The sequence below is a fragment of the Caulobacter sp. genome, from assembly GCF_035254145.1.
Classification (GTDB): Bacteria; Pseudomonadota; Alphaproteobacteria; order Caulobacterales; family Caulobacteraceae; genus Caulobacter.
The window spans coordinates 1-16736 of the sequence record NZ_DATFAV010000304.1 but is presented as its reverse complement, the minus strand read 5'-3'; the positions used below and the strand labels follow the sequence as shown (position 1 = coordinate 16736).

11 protein-coding genes and 1 tRNA gene are annotated in these 16736 nt (G+C 67.8%); 3 read left to right on the top strand and 9 right to left on the bottom strand.

The features are described 5' to 3' along the window. Positions 1-347 (bottom strand): NTP transferase domain-containing protein (locus VJ655_RS18320; protein ID WP_324113568.1); only part of this gene is annotated, 347 nt, incomplete at its 3' end. Positions 348-416: 69 nt separating this feature from the next. On the opposite strand from VJ655_RS18320, the gene VJ655_RS18315 reads away from it, so the two are divergent. The 3 genes from VJ655_RS18315 to VJ655_RS18305 all read left to right on the top strand — a co-directional run bounded on the left by VJ655_RS18315 (position 417) and on the right by VJ655_RS18305 (position 2931). Beyond that, positions 417-1130: a phosphoglycolate phosphatase gene (locus tag VJ655_RS18315; protein ID WP_324113566.1), complete on the top strand. Its 714-nt coding sequence runs from the start codon at positions 417-419 to the stop codon at positions 1128-1130. 47 nt (positions 1131-1177) lie between these two features. Next, positions 1178-1252, top strand: a tRNA-Val gene (locus VJ655_RS18310). Between the two features lie 407 nt (positions 1253-1659). Further along, positions 1660-2931 carry a M28 family metallopeptidase gene (locus VJ655_RS18305; protein WP_324113564.1) on the top strand — a complete coding sequence of 424 codons (1272 nt, stop codon included), beginning with the start codon at positions 1660-1662 and terminating at the stop codon, positions 2929-2931. 227 nt (positions 2932-3158) lie between these two features. Here the strand turns inward: VJ655_RS18305 and VJ655_RS18300 are convergent, their stop codons facing one another. The 8 genes from VJ655_RS18300 to VJ655_RS18265 form a co-directional block, all read right to left on the bottom strand. Continuing rightward, positions 3159-5987: a TonB-dependent receptor plug domain-containing protein gene (locus VJ655_RS18300; RefSeq protein WP_324113562.1), complete on the bottom strand. Its 2829-nt coding sequence runs from the start codon at positions 5985-5987 to the stop codon at positions 3159-3161. Between the two features lie 426 nt (positions 5988-6413). After that, entirely contained in the window at positions 6414-8120 is a 1707-nt protein-coding gene (locus VJ655_RS18295) for an alkaline phosphatase D family protein (RefSeq protein WP_324113560.1), read from the bottom strand. A gap of 172 nt (positions 8121-8292) precedes the next feature. After that, the gene (locus tag VJ655_RS18290) at positions 8293-10992 is read right to left on the bottom strand and encodes a TonB-dependent receptor (protein WP_324113558.1); all 2700 of its coding nucleotides are present in this window, start codon (positions 10990-10992) and stop codon (positions 8293-8295) included. A 118-nt stretch (positions 10993-11110) separates the two neighbouring features. After that, positions 11111-12094, bottom strand: a complete 984-nt coding sequence (locus VJ655_RS18285) for a FecR family protein (protein WP_324113556.1) — start codon at positions 12092-12094, stop codon at positions 11111-11113. Then, complete coding sequence (locus VJ655_RS18280) at positions 12091-12642, bottom strand: sigma-70 family RNA polymerase sigma factor (RefSeq protein WP_324113555.1); 552 nt, start codon at positions 12640-12642, stop codon at positions 12091-12093. Before VJ655_RS18280 ends, VJ655_RS18285 begins: the two co-directional genes overlap by 4 nt. Before the next feature lie 92 nt (positions 12643-12734). Beyond that, positions 12735-13613 carry an SDR family NAD(P)-dependent oxidoreductase gene (locus tag VJ655_RS18275; protein WP_324113553.1) on the bottom strand — a complete coding sequence of 293 codons (879 nt, stop codon included), beginning with the start codon at positions 13611-13613 and terminating at the stop codon, positions 12735-12737. 29 nt (positions 13614-13642) lie between these two features. After that, positions 13643-15304 (bottom strand): carboxylesterase/lipase family protein, encoded by a 1662-nt coding sequence (locus VJ655_RS18270; RefSeq protein ID WP_324113551.1) that lies wholly within the window; start codon positions 15302-15304, stop codon positions 13643-13645. Then, positions 15301-16581 carry an MFS transporter gene (locus VJ655_RS18265; RefSeq protein ID WP_324113570.1) on the bottom strand — a complete coding sequence of 427 codons (1281 nt, stop codon included), beginning with the start codon at positions 16579-16581 and terminating at the stop codon, positions 15301-15303. The genes VJ655_RS18270 and VJ655_RS18265 overlap by 4 nt, the downstream gene beginning before the upstream one ends. Positions 16582-16736 lie beyond the last annotated feature (155 nt).

Below are 16736 nucleotides of genomic sequence, written 5' to 3'. Positions count from 1 at the left end.
GGGCAATCGGCGTAGGTGACGACCACGTCGCCGTCGAAGTCGGCCAGCGCTTCCCGCGCGGCCAAGACGGCGTGGCCAGTGCCCAGCGGCGGGTCCTGGACCACGGTCGAGTTCGGACCAAGCCGCTTGCGGACGCTCTCGCCGACCTGCGGGCTGTGGGCGCCCACCACGACGATGATGCGCTCGCAGCCCAGCTCCTGCGCCGCGTCGATCGCGTGGTCCAGCAGGGTCCGCCCCGCCAGCCTGTGCAGCACCTTGGGCGTCGGCGATTTCATGCGCGTTCCCTGGCCGGCCGCCAGGATCACCGCGGCGCGCGGCCGGATGGGCTTGGAAACGGGCACGGTCATGGCGCAAGCGACTCCCTGGAGGCGAACCAAAGTTGCATTAGCCGCCCAATTGGCGGAAAGGCCAGAGCCATGCGCAAGCTTCATGACCTCAGCGGGGCGACGATCGCCTTCGACCTCGACGGCACCCTGGTCGACACCGCCCCCGACCTGGTCGGGGCGCTGAACACGATCCTGGCCGAGGAGGCCCTGCCGCCCTTGCCCTTCGACGAGGTGAGGCTGATGGTCGGTCGCGGGGCCCGGGCCCTGCTGGAGCGCGGCTTCGCCGCCGCCGGCTCGCCACTGAACGCCGAACACGCCCCGCCGCTGGTCGAGCGCTTCATCGCTCACTACCTGACCCGCATCGCCCAGGATAGCGCGCCCTTCCCCGGCGTGGTCGAGGTCCTGACCGACCTGAAGGCCGCCGGCGCCAGGCTGGTGGTCTGCACCAACAAGCTGACCAATCTCTCGGACGCCCTGCTCGAGGCGGTGGACCTGCTTTCCTTCTTCGACGCGGTGGTCGGCGCGGACCTGGCCCCCGCCGCCAAGCCGGACGGCCGGCACGTCGCCGCCGCCATCGCCGCCGTCGGCGGCGATCCCGCGCGCGCCGTGATGGTCGGCGACAGCGTCAACGACGCCCTGGGCGCGCGCAACGCCGGCGTCCCCAGCGTGCTGGTCAGCTTCGGCTACACCGAGGACCCGGTCGAGACCCTGGGCGCCGACGCCGTCATCCACAGCTTTCTCGACGTACCGGAGGCCTGCATCGCGCTTTTGGCCTCTTGCCCCGCGCCGAACACCGGGCTATAGCCCCCCTCCTCTCGCGGATCGGTCCTTCACGACCGGCCCGATACGGCGGATGCTTAGCTCAGCGGGAGAGCACCTCGTTCACACCGAGGGGGTCGCAGGTTCAATCCCTGCAGCATCCACCATTTTCACATTCAGAAACAGCGACTTAGACCCAGAAAAGCGTTCCATCGGCGCACTTGGCTGACGCTTGCCCGTTATTTGCCGGAAACAGGGTTTCGCCGGGCGGATCGACGGTCCGTCCCCAGTTCGATTGCCTCCCTCTCTGGCAAAGCTCGTCAAGCATCGGGATCAGCTGCACTAAGGTCCAATGCTGGATCAAGGATCAACCGGCCCCCCAAGCGTTACGGCTCGATCCAGCGACCGCGCCCGCTACAATCGCCCGGAACTCGTCCAGAATCCTAGAATGGCGGCGCGCAGATAGCGTTCGATCTCGACGTTGCCGATCAGACGGGAAAGATAGCAGGCCGGTTCACCGGAAAATGAAAGGGATGTCGTGCGATTGTCGTCAATGGTCCTTGCGGCTCTGTTATTGCCCGCAGCCGCCTCCGCCCAGACCACGCCCGATCCGGCCCGGCTCAAGGCGGACGTCACCAAGCTGGTGAGTTTCGGGACGCGGCACACGCTGTCCGACCCTGATCTCCCGACGCGCGGGATCGGCGCGGCGCGGCGCTGGTATGCCGAAGAGATGAAGCGTATCGGCGCGCGCTGCGGCGACTGCCTTCAGGTCTCCGCCATCGAGCGCGTGTTCACGAACGATCGCGCGCCCAAAGGTGTGAACGTGGTAGACGTCCTGGCCGTCCAGCCTGGCCGCGATCCGAACCGCGTCGTGATCGTTCAGGGGCACATCGACAGCCGCGTGACGGACGTCATGAACTTCACCAGCGACGCGCCGGGCGCGAACGACGACGCTTCGGGCGTGGCGCTGGTGCTAGAGGCCGCCCGGCTGCTGTCGGGCAAGACGTTCGACGCCACGATCATCTATGCGGCGCTTTCCGGCGAGGAGCAGGGGCTGCTTGGCGGAACTCTGCTGGCTGAAACGGCGAAGGAACGAGGCTGGAAAGTCACCGCGGTCCTGAACAACGACATCGTTGGCAATACGGTGGGCCAGAACGGCGCGCGCGTCAGTGACCGGGTGCGAGTGTTCTCCGAGGGTATCCGGGCGAGCGAAGGCGCGCCCGAACAGCTGGCGCGTCGCGGCAACGGCGGCGAGGACGATGGTCCCAGCCGCGCGCTCGCCAAGGCCATCGACCATGTGGCGCAAGACATTCCGGGCGGCCTGGACGTGTTCGTGGACAGGCGGCCCGACCGCTTCGGCCGTGGCGGCGACCATGAGCCCTTCCTCAGACTGGGCTATCCCGCGGTTCGGTTCTCGGTAGGCGTCGAGAACTACAACCAACAGCACCAGGACCTGCGCACCGCCAACGGCGTCGAATATGGCGATACCGTCGACAAGATGGACTTTCCTTACCTGGCCAAGGTGACGGCGATCAACGTGGCGACTATCGCGCGCCTGGCGGCCGCGCCGGCGGCGCCCGACGACGTGCTGCTGCGGGGCGCGTTGGGCAGCGACACCACCGTGTCCTGGACAGCCGTGCCCGGCGCCTCGGGCTACAGGGTCCATTGGCGCCGCAACGACAAGCAGGACTGGACCGACCACCGGGACGTTCCGGCCGGCGCGACGGAGACCACCCTGAAGGACGTGATCGTCGATGACACCTTCATCGGCGTCTCGGCGCTGTCGCCTAGCGGCGCCAATAGCATCGTGACCTTCGGCGGACGCGCCCCACGCCCCGCGCGCTAGAGCCGGTCTGGTTTAGATGAAATCATCCAAGCCAGATAAACAAGTCATAGATTCAAATACTTAGAGTGCGTTCGAGCCATTTAACCGCTCACACTTAAACCTGACGCGCTCTAGGAAACTGGATGACGAAAAGACTGAACCCGCGCCGGCGCGCCGGCGCGGGTTCTTTGCATCTGAACCTCGTCGCCACCCGGCCGGGCCAAGTGGCGGCGGGGCGATCTGGCGCCTTAGAACCGGAAGCGCATCCCGGCGCGATAGGTGCGGCCCAGCAAGTCGTAGGGCGCGCTCGTGCCAAAAGAGGTGCCGCTGCTGGGGATCGGCTCGGGATCGCGGTCGAACAGGTTCTCCACCGCCGCGAACAACGTCATCCGACGTCCGCCGATGGTGACGTCATAGTTCTCTGCCAGCTCGAAGTACCAGACCGGATCCACATGGTTAAACGCCTCGGGAATGCCCGTGCGGCTGGTCTCGGGCTGATTGGTGATCCGGCCCTTGCCGAGGTAGCGCGTGGTCAGGGTCGTGCGGCTCGGACCGGCGACGTAGGTCGTCGTCAAGAGGCCGCGCCACTTCAGGCTGGCGAAGGTGCCCAGGGTTGGCGGCGCGACATCACCCGGCAGGATGGTCTCGTCCTTGAGCCGCTGGGAGACCAGAAGACGGACGTTAATCGCGCCGGGCAGCGATTTGCTGAACCGGTCGAGCGTGGTGTGGTAGCCGGCTTCGTAGTCGACCCCCTCGACGGCGACGGTCTGGGCGTTGATGCCGCTGGTGTAGATGGTGGCGTTGACCAGGTTGGTCGCGCCCGGCGCCTTGACGATCGAGTCGCAGGCCGCCGGGTTCTGCGGCCGGTTGAAGCCGTAGCACATGTCGATGATCTGCTGAGCGCCGACGGCCGTGATGGCGTCGGCGATATCGATCTTGTACCAATCCACCGAGAGACTGAGGCCGGGCAGCCAGTGGGGTTGGTAGACGCCGCCGGCGGTCCAGGTGTCGGCGATCTCGGGCTTCAGGTTCGGATTGCCGCCGCTCAGAGTGATGTTGGGCACCTGCGGGCTGCCGGCCTGGGTCCGGTCGAGATAGGCGTTCACGAACTGGCTGCTCGGGGCGAACAGGTCGTTCAGGTTGGGCGCGCGGATGTCGCGCGAACGCGTGCCGCGCAGGCGCAGGTCGTCGTTGATGTCCCAGGTCAGGCCGGCCTTCCAGGTCGTGACCTTCCCGCTGGTCGAATAGTCGGTCCGACGGACCGCGCCGTTGAACTCGAGGCTCTTCGCCACGACTGTGTCATTCAGGAGTGGGACCAGGACTTCGCCGAAGACCTCCTTGACGTTGTAGCCGTTGGCGCCGCCCTTGTAGTTGCCGACGTTCCAGAGCGATTGAAGGGAATAGGCGTCCGCCGTCGAGGAGAAGGTCTCCTTCCGGTACTCGAAGCCCGCGGCGATCGAGATCGGCCCGGCCCAGGTGGAGAACGGGCTGTACTGGCCGTCGATCGACCAGACATCCTGGTTGAAATCGAGATCCTGCCGCGTTCGCAGCCCTTCGGCCGCGCCCGTGACCCAGGCGATTGACGCAGCCCCCAGCGATCCCTCGCCGAACAGGTTCATCGGCACGCAGCCGTTGGTGGGCGCGGTCAGGGTCGAGCGGCAGATCGGAGCGCCCGCCGCGACGCCGGACACGCCGCCGGTCGCCGGATTGGCGATGACGTCGATCGCCCGGTTGAACCGGTCCAGGATGATGTTGTTGTCGCGGGTGTACCAGACCTTGCTGTGACCGTGCTGATAATAGGCTCGCCACCGGCCGCTCTCGAGAAAACGACCTTCCAGCGCCGCCAGCACCCGATCCTGCCGGCGATAGTAGCCGGCCTCGCCGATATGCGTCCCCGGCGTGTTGATCATGTCATAGAAAAGCCGGTTCATCTGGAACGAGGTGATGCCGGCCTGATCCATGGCCTGCTGCGTCGCGATGGGCAGGAACGGGTTGCTCCTGTTGACCGTGATCGCGGTGGAGCCTTGGCGGTTGTAGACCGCCGACCAGTTGACCGTGTCGTTGCCGGCGTAGCTGGCCTCGAAGATGGCGGTGATCTTGTCGGTCAGCTCGTAGCTGCCTCGGCCGTAGACGCTCCAGTGCTCGTCGTCGGGCAGCAGGGCGCCGCGGATGGGCATGGACTCGACAGTCCCTCCGGCCTGCACCTGGCCCTGCTGGATCGGACCGAAGACGAAGTTCTGGATCGTCCCGCCCGGACCGAAGGCCATGCCCTTCAGGGGGCCGGATGCGATCACGCCGCCGGGAGTGCTGTTATAGCCCGCGTCCATGCGGACGATCTGACCAGGCTGCCCGTTCGTGGCCGTCCAGTTCGGGTTGTTCAGCAGCCGAAGCCCCGGCTGAAACCAGTCGCGGGGATGGTCGTAGAAGTCGATCCGGTCGCCCTTGTAATAGTTCCCGCTCAGCAGGAGGTGGCCGCGGCCGCTCGCGAACTTGCGGCCATAGGCCAGGTCGCCAGAGACGATCCGGCCGTCGCTGCGATCGGTCTGGCTGAAATTGACGCCCCCCTTGAGGCCGGTGAAACCGGTGTCGAGGATGAAGTTGACGACGCCGGCGACGGCGTCGGAGCCGTAGGCTACCGAAGCGCCGCCCGTCACGACATCGACCCGCTGCACCAAGTTCTGCGGCAGCAGGTTGACGTCCACGGCTGGAGACATGCCCGAACCCACCACGCGGCGGCCGTCCAACAGCACCAGCGTCCGCGTGACGCCCAGGTCCCGGGCGCTCAATTGGTTCGCGCCGCCGGTGGCGTTGGCGAACAGCGTCGTCGTACGCGGCGTGTTACCCGTGCCCATCGAGGGCAGCTGGGTGATGTAGTCGGCGATGTTGGTCGGGTTTCGCTCCTGGATGTCGGCGGCCGACAGCACGGTGGTTGGCGTCGGCGCCTCATTGCCGTTGCGCACGATACGTGAGCCGGTGACGATCACCTCTTCAACCTGGCTGACTTCCGAAGCGCTCGGGCCCTGTTGTGAGACGGATGCGCCCGCCGCCTGGGCGGCGATCTGGAGGATCTCAGCCAACTCGGCCGCGGTGGCCGGACTGGCCGCAAAACTCAAGGCGGAACCCGCCGCGATGGCGACACCGGTCAAAAGGCGCCACCGGAGACTCTTCAGAACGCTCACTTGAGACATGCCCCCACTCCCCCAACACAAATGTTACAGTCGCGGCGCCAATACGCCACGAATCCGCCATCAATTGCCGGGGGGAGTTGGGCGGCCGCCGCCGAGATGGCTCACCGCTTAGGGATTGAACATCTCTGACGCCGTACAACGTCAATTGCGTGCAGGCAGCGCGCCCCGCTAGCGCCAATTGCCGCCGTTGGCGCACGTACAAGAAAGCGCCAAAAGCCGCCTTCGGACGATCTTCGGCAAGCCGACATTGGGCGCTCGACCGCGGTGCTGGATGCGACCAGGGTCATAACAGGGCCGCACGCCCGACGCCGACGATCAAGTCGCCTTCACTGGGGAAGACCCGGCGTCGCGAATGACGACCATGTCGCCGGCCGGCGTCGCCGTGATCCGACAGAACCGCTCGGCCCAGCCGTTCCGCGCGCCGATGTCGGCGACCTTGAAGTAGTCGCAGACGATCGCTTCGCGAGCGACCTGGACGAGCAGGAAGCCATGGTCGCGGACGCGGGTGAAGCGCACGTCGGGATTGCGGGCGACCAGGGCCATCTCGGCGACCTCGTAGATGCGGGGATCGGGACTGATCGTCTCGTAGCCTCCGGGCGAGGTCACGCTGCCAACCCCGAACTCGAACCCCACCGGCGCCTCGTCGCGCGGGTCGTGCAGGTGATTGCCCCAGAACATGTGGGTGTCGCCGGTCAAGACGGCGAGATTGGCCTTGGAGCGGCGCGCCGAGTCGTAGAGGCGCAGGCGCGCGGCGGGATAGCCGTCCCAGGCGTCCAGGTTGATCGGCAGGCCCAGGCGCGTGCTTTCCAGCCAGCGCCGGGCACCGGGCCGGCTCATGGCGTCATCGAGCAGATCCTTGGGCAGCAGCGACATGAAGTCGGGAGCCCGCATGCGCGCGACGATGACCTGGTTGGCCAGGACCTGCCAGGCCGCGCCGCGCCGAACCGAGGCGGCCAGCGTCGTCTCCAGCCAAGCCTCCTGCGCGGGCCCCATCATCGAGCGGCTGGGCGCGTCGAGCACCTCCTTCTCGAACCGCGCCGGATCGGGACGGCCCTCGGCGTCGCGGATCATCTCGCGCGAGGCGCTGGGCGCCTTGGTCCGGCCGGTCAGCCGCGTCTCGATGACGATCAGCGACAGCAGGTCGCCGTAGTCATAGACCCGGTTCAGGGTGTGAGCGGCCTGGCCGGGCTTGGGATCGCGCATCGGCAGCCATTCGAAATAGGCTTGGATGGCGGCGTCGCGGCGAGCCTCCCAGGCGCCTTCTGTCTTCTCGTCGTGAGCGGGCGAGCCGGCCATCCAGGCGTTGTTGGCCGTCTCGTGGTCGTCCCAGATGGTGATGAACGCCGCCCGCGCGTGCAGGTCCTGCAGGTCGGGATCGGTCCGGTACTGGGCGAAGCGCTGGCGGTAGTCGGCCAGGGTGACGATCTCGTGCGCCGGCTGGTGGACGCGACCAAGGGTCTGGCTCTCCGGGCCGCCGTAGCCGTCGACGCCGTACTCGTAGATGTAGTCGCCCAAATGCACGACGGCGTCGATCGGCGCTTTCAGGTCGGCGATGGCGCGATAGGCGTTGAAATAGCCGAAGCCATAATGGGAGCAGGAGACGACCGCTAGGCGGGCCGTCTCGACGCCCTTGGCCGGCAGGGTCCTGCCCTGGCCGACGCGCGACACCGCGTCGGCGCCGCGGAAGCGATAGTGATAGGTCGCGCCCGGCTTCAGGCCGTCGACCTCGACCTTGCAGGTATGGTCGCGCGCGGCCGTGGTCGTCGCCACGCCCGATCGGACGATCTTCGCGAACGCCTCGTCCTCGGCGACCTCCCAACCCAGCCGAACCTCGCCGCCCTCGCCCACCGCCCGCGTCCAGAGCAGTAGGCCCGTGGGCGTGGGATCGCCGCAGGCCACCCCGTGGGTGAAAACGACCCGGCTGAACCCGCCCCGCGCCAGGGCGGGCGAGGAGGACAGGGTCGCGCCGCCGCCGAGCAACGCCAGCAGGCCACGCCGCGAGGGCCGAACGGATTGAGACATGGGCGCCGCCAACTCAACTGAAATGAGGAAATCCCGGCGGGCGAGCCGCCGGGACCGCCCTTGGGAACCAGGCCGTCCTGATGGGTCCATCGGGACGGCCTGGCCAGGTCTGCAGGACTTGAAGCGTGGCCGGAACCGAGACTGCTCGCGATTTCGGCAGCCACGCTCCCGACTAGAAGCGATAGGCGAGATTGACGCGGAACATCCGCGGCAGGCCCGGCATCACCGACACCTCCTTGTAAACCTCGGCCGCGGGGGTGAAGTAGGTCGTGTCGAACAGGTTGTCGACATTGACCGAGACCGTCATGTCCCGGACCTTCACGAAGGCGGCCATCTTGGCCAGGGTGTATGCCGGCAGGCGGATGCTGTTGCTGAGGATGCCCCCTGTCTCCGACACATGGGTCGCGCCCGCCGTGAGACCGGCGGTCGCCCGATCACCCATGAACGGGAACGGATCGGTGGTGTAGGAGCCGAAGACGCTGACCACGGTGTCGGGCATGGTGCGAACGACGTAGCCGCGGGTCAGCTCGGCCAGCGAGCCGGCGTTGTTGACCGCGAAGGTGCCGCCATAGGCCAGGGCCGGATTGGCGATGCCGAACTGCTCGGGACGCAGCTCCAGATACTCGCCCTTGCCCTTGCCGGGCGCGTCGACCTTGGTCTCCTGCAGGGTCAGGGCGCCGGTGAAGCTGAGGTTGCTGGAAGCCAGCCAGTGCGCCTCGAGCTCGAAGCCCTTCGAGGTGTTGCCGCTGACATTGCCCAGCAGGTCCGTCGAGCGGCGGAACTGCTGGTAGTAGGCCGCGCCGCCGAGCAGCGAGCCGTCGAACAGCGAGAACTTGACGCCGGCTTCCTTCAGCTCCGACGGCGAGATGAACAGCTTGTTCTGCACGGAACCGACCGACACGCCGCCGGTCTGGGTCGATTCCAGCGAGCGCGGCTTAGCGTAGGTCACGTAGGGTGTCAGGCCCCAGGGCGTCTCGTAGCGGGCCGACAGCGACCAGGTGACGGCGTCGTCGGTATTGGAGACCCACTTGTTCTTCGTGCCGAAGACGGTCTCGCCCTTGTTGATCGCGTCGACCTCGTAGCGATCCCAGCGCAGGCCGGCCAGAACGCTGAAGCGGTCGAACAGGGTGATGTCGCTCATGCCGAAGACCGAGCGGCTGTTCCATTCCATATGATGGCGCGAGTCCCACATCTCCAGACCCGACTTGACGCGGGGCGTGGCGATGCGGTCGCCGGCGGTCGAACCGCGCGACAGGTCGCGACGGTTCAGGCCGATATAGCCCGAGAGGAACGACTCGTACTGCTTGGCCTTGTGGTCGCGATAGGCGGCGCCGACGATGGTGTCGGCGTGGACGTGATCGCCGAACCGGGCGGGAAACTTGTAGGTCACCCGACCTTCGAAGGCGCGCGCGTAGTAGTCGGCCGCGAACCCGAAGCTGTTGAAGCGATCATTGCTGAACTCGTCCATGAAGCCGGCCAGGGTCAGAACCGAGCCGTTGTCCATCTGCTTCTTCACCGCGCCATAGGCGGTGAAGGTCTCGCTGTCGTTGTGATCGGCCGCGTCGGCCATGATGTTGCGGCGATCCAGCTTCGTCGTGCCCACGCCTTCGTCCAGGGCGAACTTGGCGTTGTTCTTGCCGCCGTATTCGAGGATCTGGCGGATGTTGGAGGTGCCGCCCGCCGCGCCGAACGCCGCGTCGATCTCGCCGTATTCGACCATGCCCGAACCATTGAGGTCCTTCAGGTCGGTGTCGCGGCCGGTGATGTAGACGCCGTTGTCGATCAGGTTCTGGGTCACCCGGTTCCAGCCCGGCGACTGGATGCGGCCGGACTCCTTGAACCGCATCAGATTGACCTCGGTCGACCAGCCGCGGCCGAGATCGCCCACATAGCTAGCCTGCAGGTTCCAGTGCTTGGGATGGATGTTGCGGTAGTAGGAATCCGAATCCTCCCGCTCGACGTAGAAGGCCAGGCCGCCATTGCCGAGCGGCACGACGAGATCGGCGGCGGCGTTGCGGCGCCCGTAGGAGCCCGCGGTGACGTTGAAACCACCGCCCAGCGTGTCGGCGTAGCGGGTGTTGGCGCCCCGCGCCGACTTAGGGATGAAGTTCAGCAGGCCGCCCACCTTGCCCGGGCCGTAAATCGGCGAGGACGGCCCCCGCAGCACTTCGACATAGGCCGCCGCCCCGAGGTTGGACGAGGCGCTGCCCCGGTTCTCGATGCGCTTGAAGCCCTGGAAATAGGTGTCGGCCAAGGTGCCGCGGACGTTCAGGTTGCCGGGCACGCCAAAGAAGCTGGCCGTGAAGGCGCCCGGCACGGCGGTCACCAGATCGTCGACGTTCTGCATCCCGTAACGCGCGATCGTGTCGGCGCTGACGCGCGAGGCCGAGCGGGGCGTCTCCAGCAGCGACCGGTCCAGCCCGAGAAACCCGTCCGTGGCGCTCTTCTGCAGGCGGCCCAGCGGGTCGTAGCGGGCGGTCACCACGACATCGTCGACCACCGCCGGCTCAGCGCGCACCTCGCCCGGCACGATGACGAAGACGCCGTTCGGGTCGCGCCGATAGGTCAGATTGGAGCCTTCCAGCAGACGCGCCAGCGCCTGGGCGACGGTCATCGAACCGACCAGGGTCGAGGACCGCCGGCCTTCCAGCGAGACCTCGGTCGCCAGGATCACGGTGTTAGTCTGCTCGGACAGCGCGATGACGGCCCGGTCCAGCGACTGGGCCTCGATGCGGATCTGATGCGTCGCCCCGGCCGGAGCGTGCGGAGCGGCCGCCTGCCGCGCGGCGGCCGGCGTGGCCGCGCAGGCCAGGACGAGAACGGCGGCGGACGCCGAGAACGCGGCCCGCAGGCCAATTCGATGACTGATCAACTGGATCCCCCTAGACGATGACGTCCCGGCCCCCTGGCCCCGACGAACACCGCCTAGACGCCGTCCAGCTGGATCCCTTCCAGGTGAAATGACGATTTCATCAAATCTTCAAAAGAACTCAGTTCGCCGACGTCAGCCGAATGCGGTCGGGTTCGCCTGGACGGTGCTCCAATCGCGCGCCCATCTCCCTGGCCATGCTCTCCATCGCCTGCGGGATCTGGTCGACCGCGAAGCTGGCCGTCACCCGGCGGGCGCCCAGCGCCGGCGTCTCGACCACGACGCCTGGCGCGTAGTAGCGGTTCAGCTCGACGATCACCTCGGAGAACGGCGTGTCGACGAACGCCAGTCGCTGACGCCGCCAGGTCGCCGCGCTGGCCGGGTCGAAGCGCGCGCGGCGCAGATCGTGGCCAACCAGGGTCACACCCTCGCCCGGACCGGCCATCACCGTCTGCCGCACGCCGCGGGCGCTGACGCGCACCCGGCCTTCCGAGACCAGCACCTGCGGCCCGGCCTGGGTCGCGCGGACCTCGAAGGCGGTGCCGACAGCCTCGACCTTCAGCCCCTCCAGATTGACGGTGAACACCCGCGTCCGGTCGTGGGCGACATCGAAATAGGCGTCGCCCCTGGCCAGGTTCACCGTCCGCGAGCGCTCCGTCATGATGCTGTTCATGCGGGTCGCCCCCGCCAAGGAGGCCCGCGAGCCATCCTCCAGCGTCAGATGCCGGATCTCGCCCACCTCGGTCGACAGGGTTCGACCGGCGGTCAGGCGTTCGACGGCGAACGGCGCCAGGCAAGCCAGCAGGAGGCTGGCGGCGACGGCGCCCCACCAGCCCGCGCGTGGCGCGTTCCGCCGGACAGCGGGGCGCGCCGGTGAAACAGAAGCCGCGTCGACCGGCCGCTTCAGGCTCCCGCTGTTCAGCGACGGCGACCAGGCCAGTTGGGCCCATAGCGCCTCGGCCTCGGCATAGGCTTCTCCATGGTCCGGGGAACCGGCCAGCCAAGCCTCGAAGGCGCGCTGCTCGTCCTTGCCGAAGGCGCCGCTCGTCCGCCTGGCCAACCAGTGCATGGCTTGTTCGGCCGCGCTCGTCTCGATCGCCTTCATGCCGCCTCGGCTCCCACGGCCCGAAGGCGCTCGCGAAGCTCGATCAGGACCGCGGCGATCTTCCGGCTGATGTCGGCGGCCGATCGACCGGTCATTCGCGAGATTTCGGCATAGGTCAGTCCTTCGATCCGGCTCAGTCGCAGGAGCTCGCGCGCCTCGGGAGCCAAGCCCTCGAGCGCGCTCTCCAGGGCCTTCTGCCGCTCCTGTTGCATGAGAACCTCTTCCGGGGTCAATTCCGGCGGCGCCAGGAACGGCGTCGCCGATAGCGCCGCCCAGCGACGCTTCTGACTGTTCGCCCGACGGATCGAGTCGCGCAGCGCGTTGCGCGCCATGACGAACAAAAAGGCGCGCGGGTCGGCGATGGCCTCGCGATCGTCCAGGCGGCAGAACTTCAGCAGCGCGCTCTGGATCGCGTCGTCGACGCCGTCCTGGTCGGGCCCGAACCGGCGAGTCAGGGCCGTCCGGATCTCGACCCCATAACGCCCGAGCCAATAGTTCGGAGGCCGCTTCGCCGGCCCCTCCTCGGCGTCGTCGTCACCCTTGGTCAAACCGCCACCACCCGATCATGAAGCCAGCGCGTTAGCGGCTTCGTGTGACGATCGTTTGAAACGGTGGATAACCAGGCCCCGCCGTCGAGGAGTTATCGGGCGGCGGCGAGCTCTCGCTCGGATTGGATGAAGGCATGGTCCGGGACGATCTCGTCGCGCCGGTCGACGATCTCGGCCCAGCGGGCGGCGACTTGCCGGCCAGCGTCGGGCGCGGCCCCCACCTGGACGCCGTTTGTGAGCGTGACATGGGCGGCGGCGAAGTGGCCCGCCCCCGCGCAGAGAATGGCCCTGGTCGGCGCATTCTCGCTGACCAGCGGCAGCAGACCGGGACTGACCAGGGCCGGGTCCAGCCGCCCGAGGCTGTCTTCGGACATCACGCCATGGGTCATCTGAGTGGCGGCGGTCGGGGCCAGGCAATTGACGCGGATGTCGCTCTTGGCGCCTTCGATCGCCAGGGTCTGCATCAGGCCCACCAGGGCCATCTTGGCCGCGCCGTAGTTGGCTTGGCCGAAATTGCCATAAAGGCCCGACGACGAGGTGGTCATGACGATGCGGCCGTAGGCCTGGGCGCGCATGGTGTCCCAGACGGCCTTGCAGACGATCGCCGCGCCGATCAGGTGGACGTCGACGACGAGGCGGAAGTCGGCGAGGTCCATCTTGGCGAAAGACTTGTCGCGAAGGATACCGGCGTTGTTGATCGCGATGTCGACGCGCCCGAACGCGGCGAGCGCGCGCTCGACCATCGCGCCGACGGCGGCCTCGTCGGTCACCGAGGCGGCGACCGCCAGGGCGCGGCCGCCCTGCTCCTCGATCTCCCGCGCCACGCGGTCGGCGGCGTCCTGGGCGATGTCGTTGACGACCACGGCCGCGCCCTGGCTCGCGAGACAGAGCGCGTGGGCGCGCCCCAGTCCGCCGCCGGAACCCGTGACGATCGCGACGCGCCCATCGAGGGCCTTGGTGGGTTCGGTCATCGTCTTCACCTATCGATTTGAAGCGGCGCTCAGGGACAGGCCGGCGTCGGCCCGGACAGGACTGGAGAGACCAGTCCCACATTCCAGTTCCAGGGTTGATCCCCGCTGGCCTTGCGTCGGCAGACGGCGCGTTCGTGCAGCGCGAACATCCCCGGCATGAGGTTGCTGGCGGAGGTCGGCTTGTCGCGGAAGGCCATGTAGTCGCCGTCCGGCCCATAGGGCTTCCAGGTCGCCTCCCCGGCCGCCTGCGGCCGTCCCGTCCGGGCGAAACTGGTCCAGTAGCCGATCATGGCGTCGGACAGGCGCCGCTCGTCGGCCGTCGCCGGCGCCTTGGGCCAGCGCGGCGGCGTGCGATCCAGCGTCCCGAACATGTAGGGGATCTCACTGGCGTGGAAGGCATGCAGCCCCGCCTGGTCCATGCTCGGATAGCCGTGATCGAACAGGTAGAGGAACGAGGGCTGGCCGACCTTGGCCTGCGAGCGCGCGAGACGCTCGGAGGTCCAGCCGTAGAGCGCGTCGCGGGTGGTCGCCAGGACGCTCTCTTCCAGGTTCGAGGCCGGATAGAGTTTCAGGAAATCGTCGGCCAGGTCGCCGTAACGCTCGCGGATCACCTTCTCGTAGTCCGCGGCCGTCTTGGGCGCGGGCGGGGCCAGGAACCGCAAGGACCGGATTTCTCCGCTGTTGAAGCCGACGAGGATCGGCGCGCGGGCCTGCTCGCCGCGATCGAACGTCTCGATCAATTGCCGTGTCAGGACGACGCCGTCGACGACGCCGAAGGGCAGGAATCCGGCTTGGGCGGCCTTGTCGGTCAGGACCTGCGGATCCATGGCCCGCAGCGTCTCCAGGCTTGGCGCGTGCAGCACCCCGGCCACATAGGTTCCGGCGGCCTCGCCCGAGGGCGCGCCGTATCGCGCGGTCTTCAGCTCCGGAGTGGAGATCATGTAGGCGCTCTGGGCGATCGCCTTGGCGAACAGGCCGCGCGCCGGGGGCGAGACCATCAGGTACATGACGCTGAGCGCGCCGGCGGACTCTCCGGCGATGGTGACATTGGCCGGATCGCCGCCGAACGCGGCGATATTGCGCTGAACCCACTTTAGGGCCGCGATCTGGTCGAGCAGCCCATAGTTGCCGGAGACGCCATCCGGCGACTCCTTGCCGAGCTCGGGATGGGCCATGTAGCCCAGCACGCCCAGGCGATAGTTGATCGTGACCAGCACCACCCCGGAGGCCGCGTAACGCGCGCCGTTCTGGAGCTCGGACCTGCCCGAACCCGCGGTCAGCGAACCGCCGTGGATCCAGACGATGACCGGCGCCTTGCCCTTCGTCGAGGGCGTCCAGACGTTCAGGGTCAGGCAGTCCTCGCTCGTGGGGCCGATCTCGCCCGAATAGACCGAGGGCGGTCCCGGCGTGGGTTGGACGCAGGCCGGGCCGAACTGGCTGGCGTCGCGGACGCCATCCCAGCGCGCGGCCGGCGCGGGTGCGCGCCAGCGGCCGGCCCCGACCGGCGGCGCGGCGTAGGGCAGGCCCTTGAAGGCCAGGGTCCCGGCGTCGGTCACGCCCTCCACCGTTCCCGCCGGCGCGGCGACCACCGGACGCGCGTCGGCCGCCAGCAGCCGCGCCGGGCTCAGCGCCGCGACCAGCAGGAACGCCGCACTCGCGAGCGCCCGGAAAATGGTGGGGGAGATGGTCATGAAACGGCTCCGGTTTTGGAGGACTTGCCAAGAACCCGCGCCAACGCCAGGAACAGGCCGATGGCCAGGACGTAGAATGGGGCCAGGGTGTAGAGCGCCATCTGCAGCGAGTTGTCCGGGTGGCTGGCCCGGAAGAAGTCGCTGGCGGCGCCGACAAAGGTGGGGCCAAGCCCCAAGCCGATGAAGTTCATCACCAGCAGCAGCAGGGCGCCGGACATCACCCGCTGATTGGGCCTGACCTCGCTCTGGACCAGGGTGACGGCGGACGACAGATAGACATGGTTCAGGCACATGGCCGGCAGCAGGAACGCCAGAGCCACCGGCCAGGTCGCGGCCGAGACGAAGCCCAGGTAGCAAGGGACCGCCACGATGAGCGCCAGGGCCGGCGCCAGGCCATAGGCGCGCTTGGACACGCGGTTGGAACGGTCGATGAGCCAGCCCGAGCCGAAGATGCCCACGCTCATGCCGACGCCGACCACGACGGCGTACCAGACGGCGACCTCGCGCAGCGTCATGCCCTTCTCGCGCATCAGGAACAGCGTGGCGAAGTTGCCGAGGCCATAGGTGACGAACTGGGTCGCGCCGCTGCCGAGCGACGCCAGCAGCAGCACAGGATGCGAGAAGAACATGCGCAGGGTCTCGGCGAAGCCGGCCCGGCCTTGGCCGGCGTGCGCCATCGGATGATCCAGACCTCCACGCTTGGGTTCGCGCACGACGAACTTCAGGACCAGGGCGGCGACTACGCCAACCGCGCCGGTGATCAGGAAGGCGTCGCGCCAACTGAACGCCGCGGCGACCGAAGCGCCGAACGCGATCCCCAGCGCCGCGCCGATCGGCGGACCCAGGTTGTAGAGGCCGAGCGCCGTCCCTCGGCGACCAGGCGGGAAGTAGTCGGTGATAATCGCATAGGACGGCGGCACGCCCCCGGCCTCGCCGAAGCCGACCGTCATCCGGGCGACCGCGAAGCCGCCATAGGTCTTGGCCACTCCGCAAGCCATGGTCGCCGCGCTCCAGATCCCGCAGGCGATGGCCAACACGGCCACGCGATTGGTGCGATCGGCCAGCCAGCCCACCGGAATGGCGATGAAGCAGTAAAAGGCCGCGAAATAGAGGCCGCCCAGCAGTCCAAGCTGACTGTCGGTGATGTGCAGCGTGTCCTGGATCGGCTTGGCCAGGATCGACAGCAGCTGTCGATCGAGGAAGTTCAGGACATAGATGAACCACAGGCAGCCGAGAGCGATCCAGGCCCGCCTTTCCGGCGGCGCCGCCATGGCCATGCCGGGCGGCGGCGTCACGGCCGGGGCCTCATCGACTTTGCGCATCGTCGCTCCTCGTGTCGTGGATCGCGCAGCCATCTTGCAAGGCTGCATAGACGCCACGCTGGTACTCGGGCAGGGCCCGGCGGCCGGCGGCGCCGACGCCCGTGGCGATC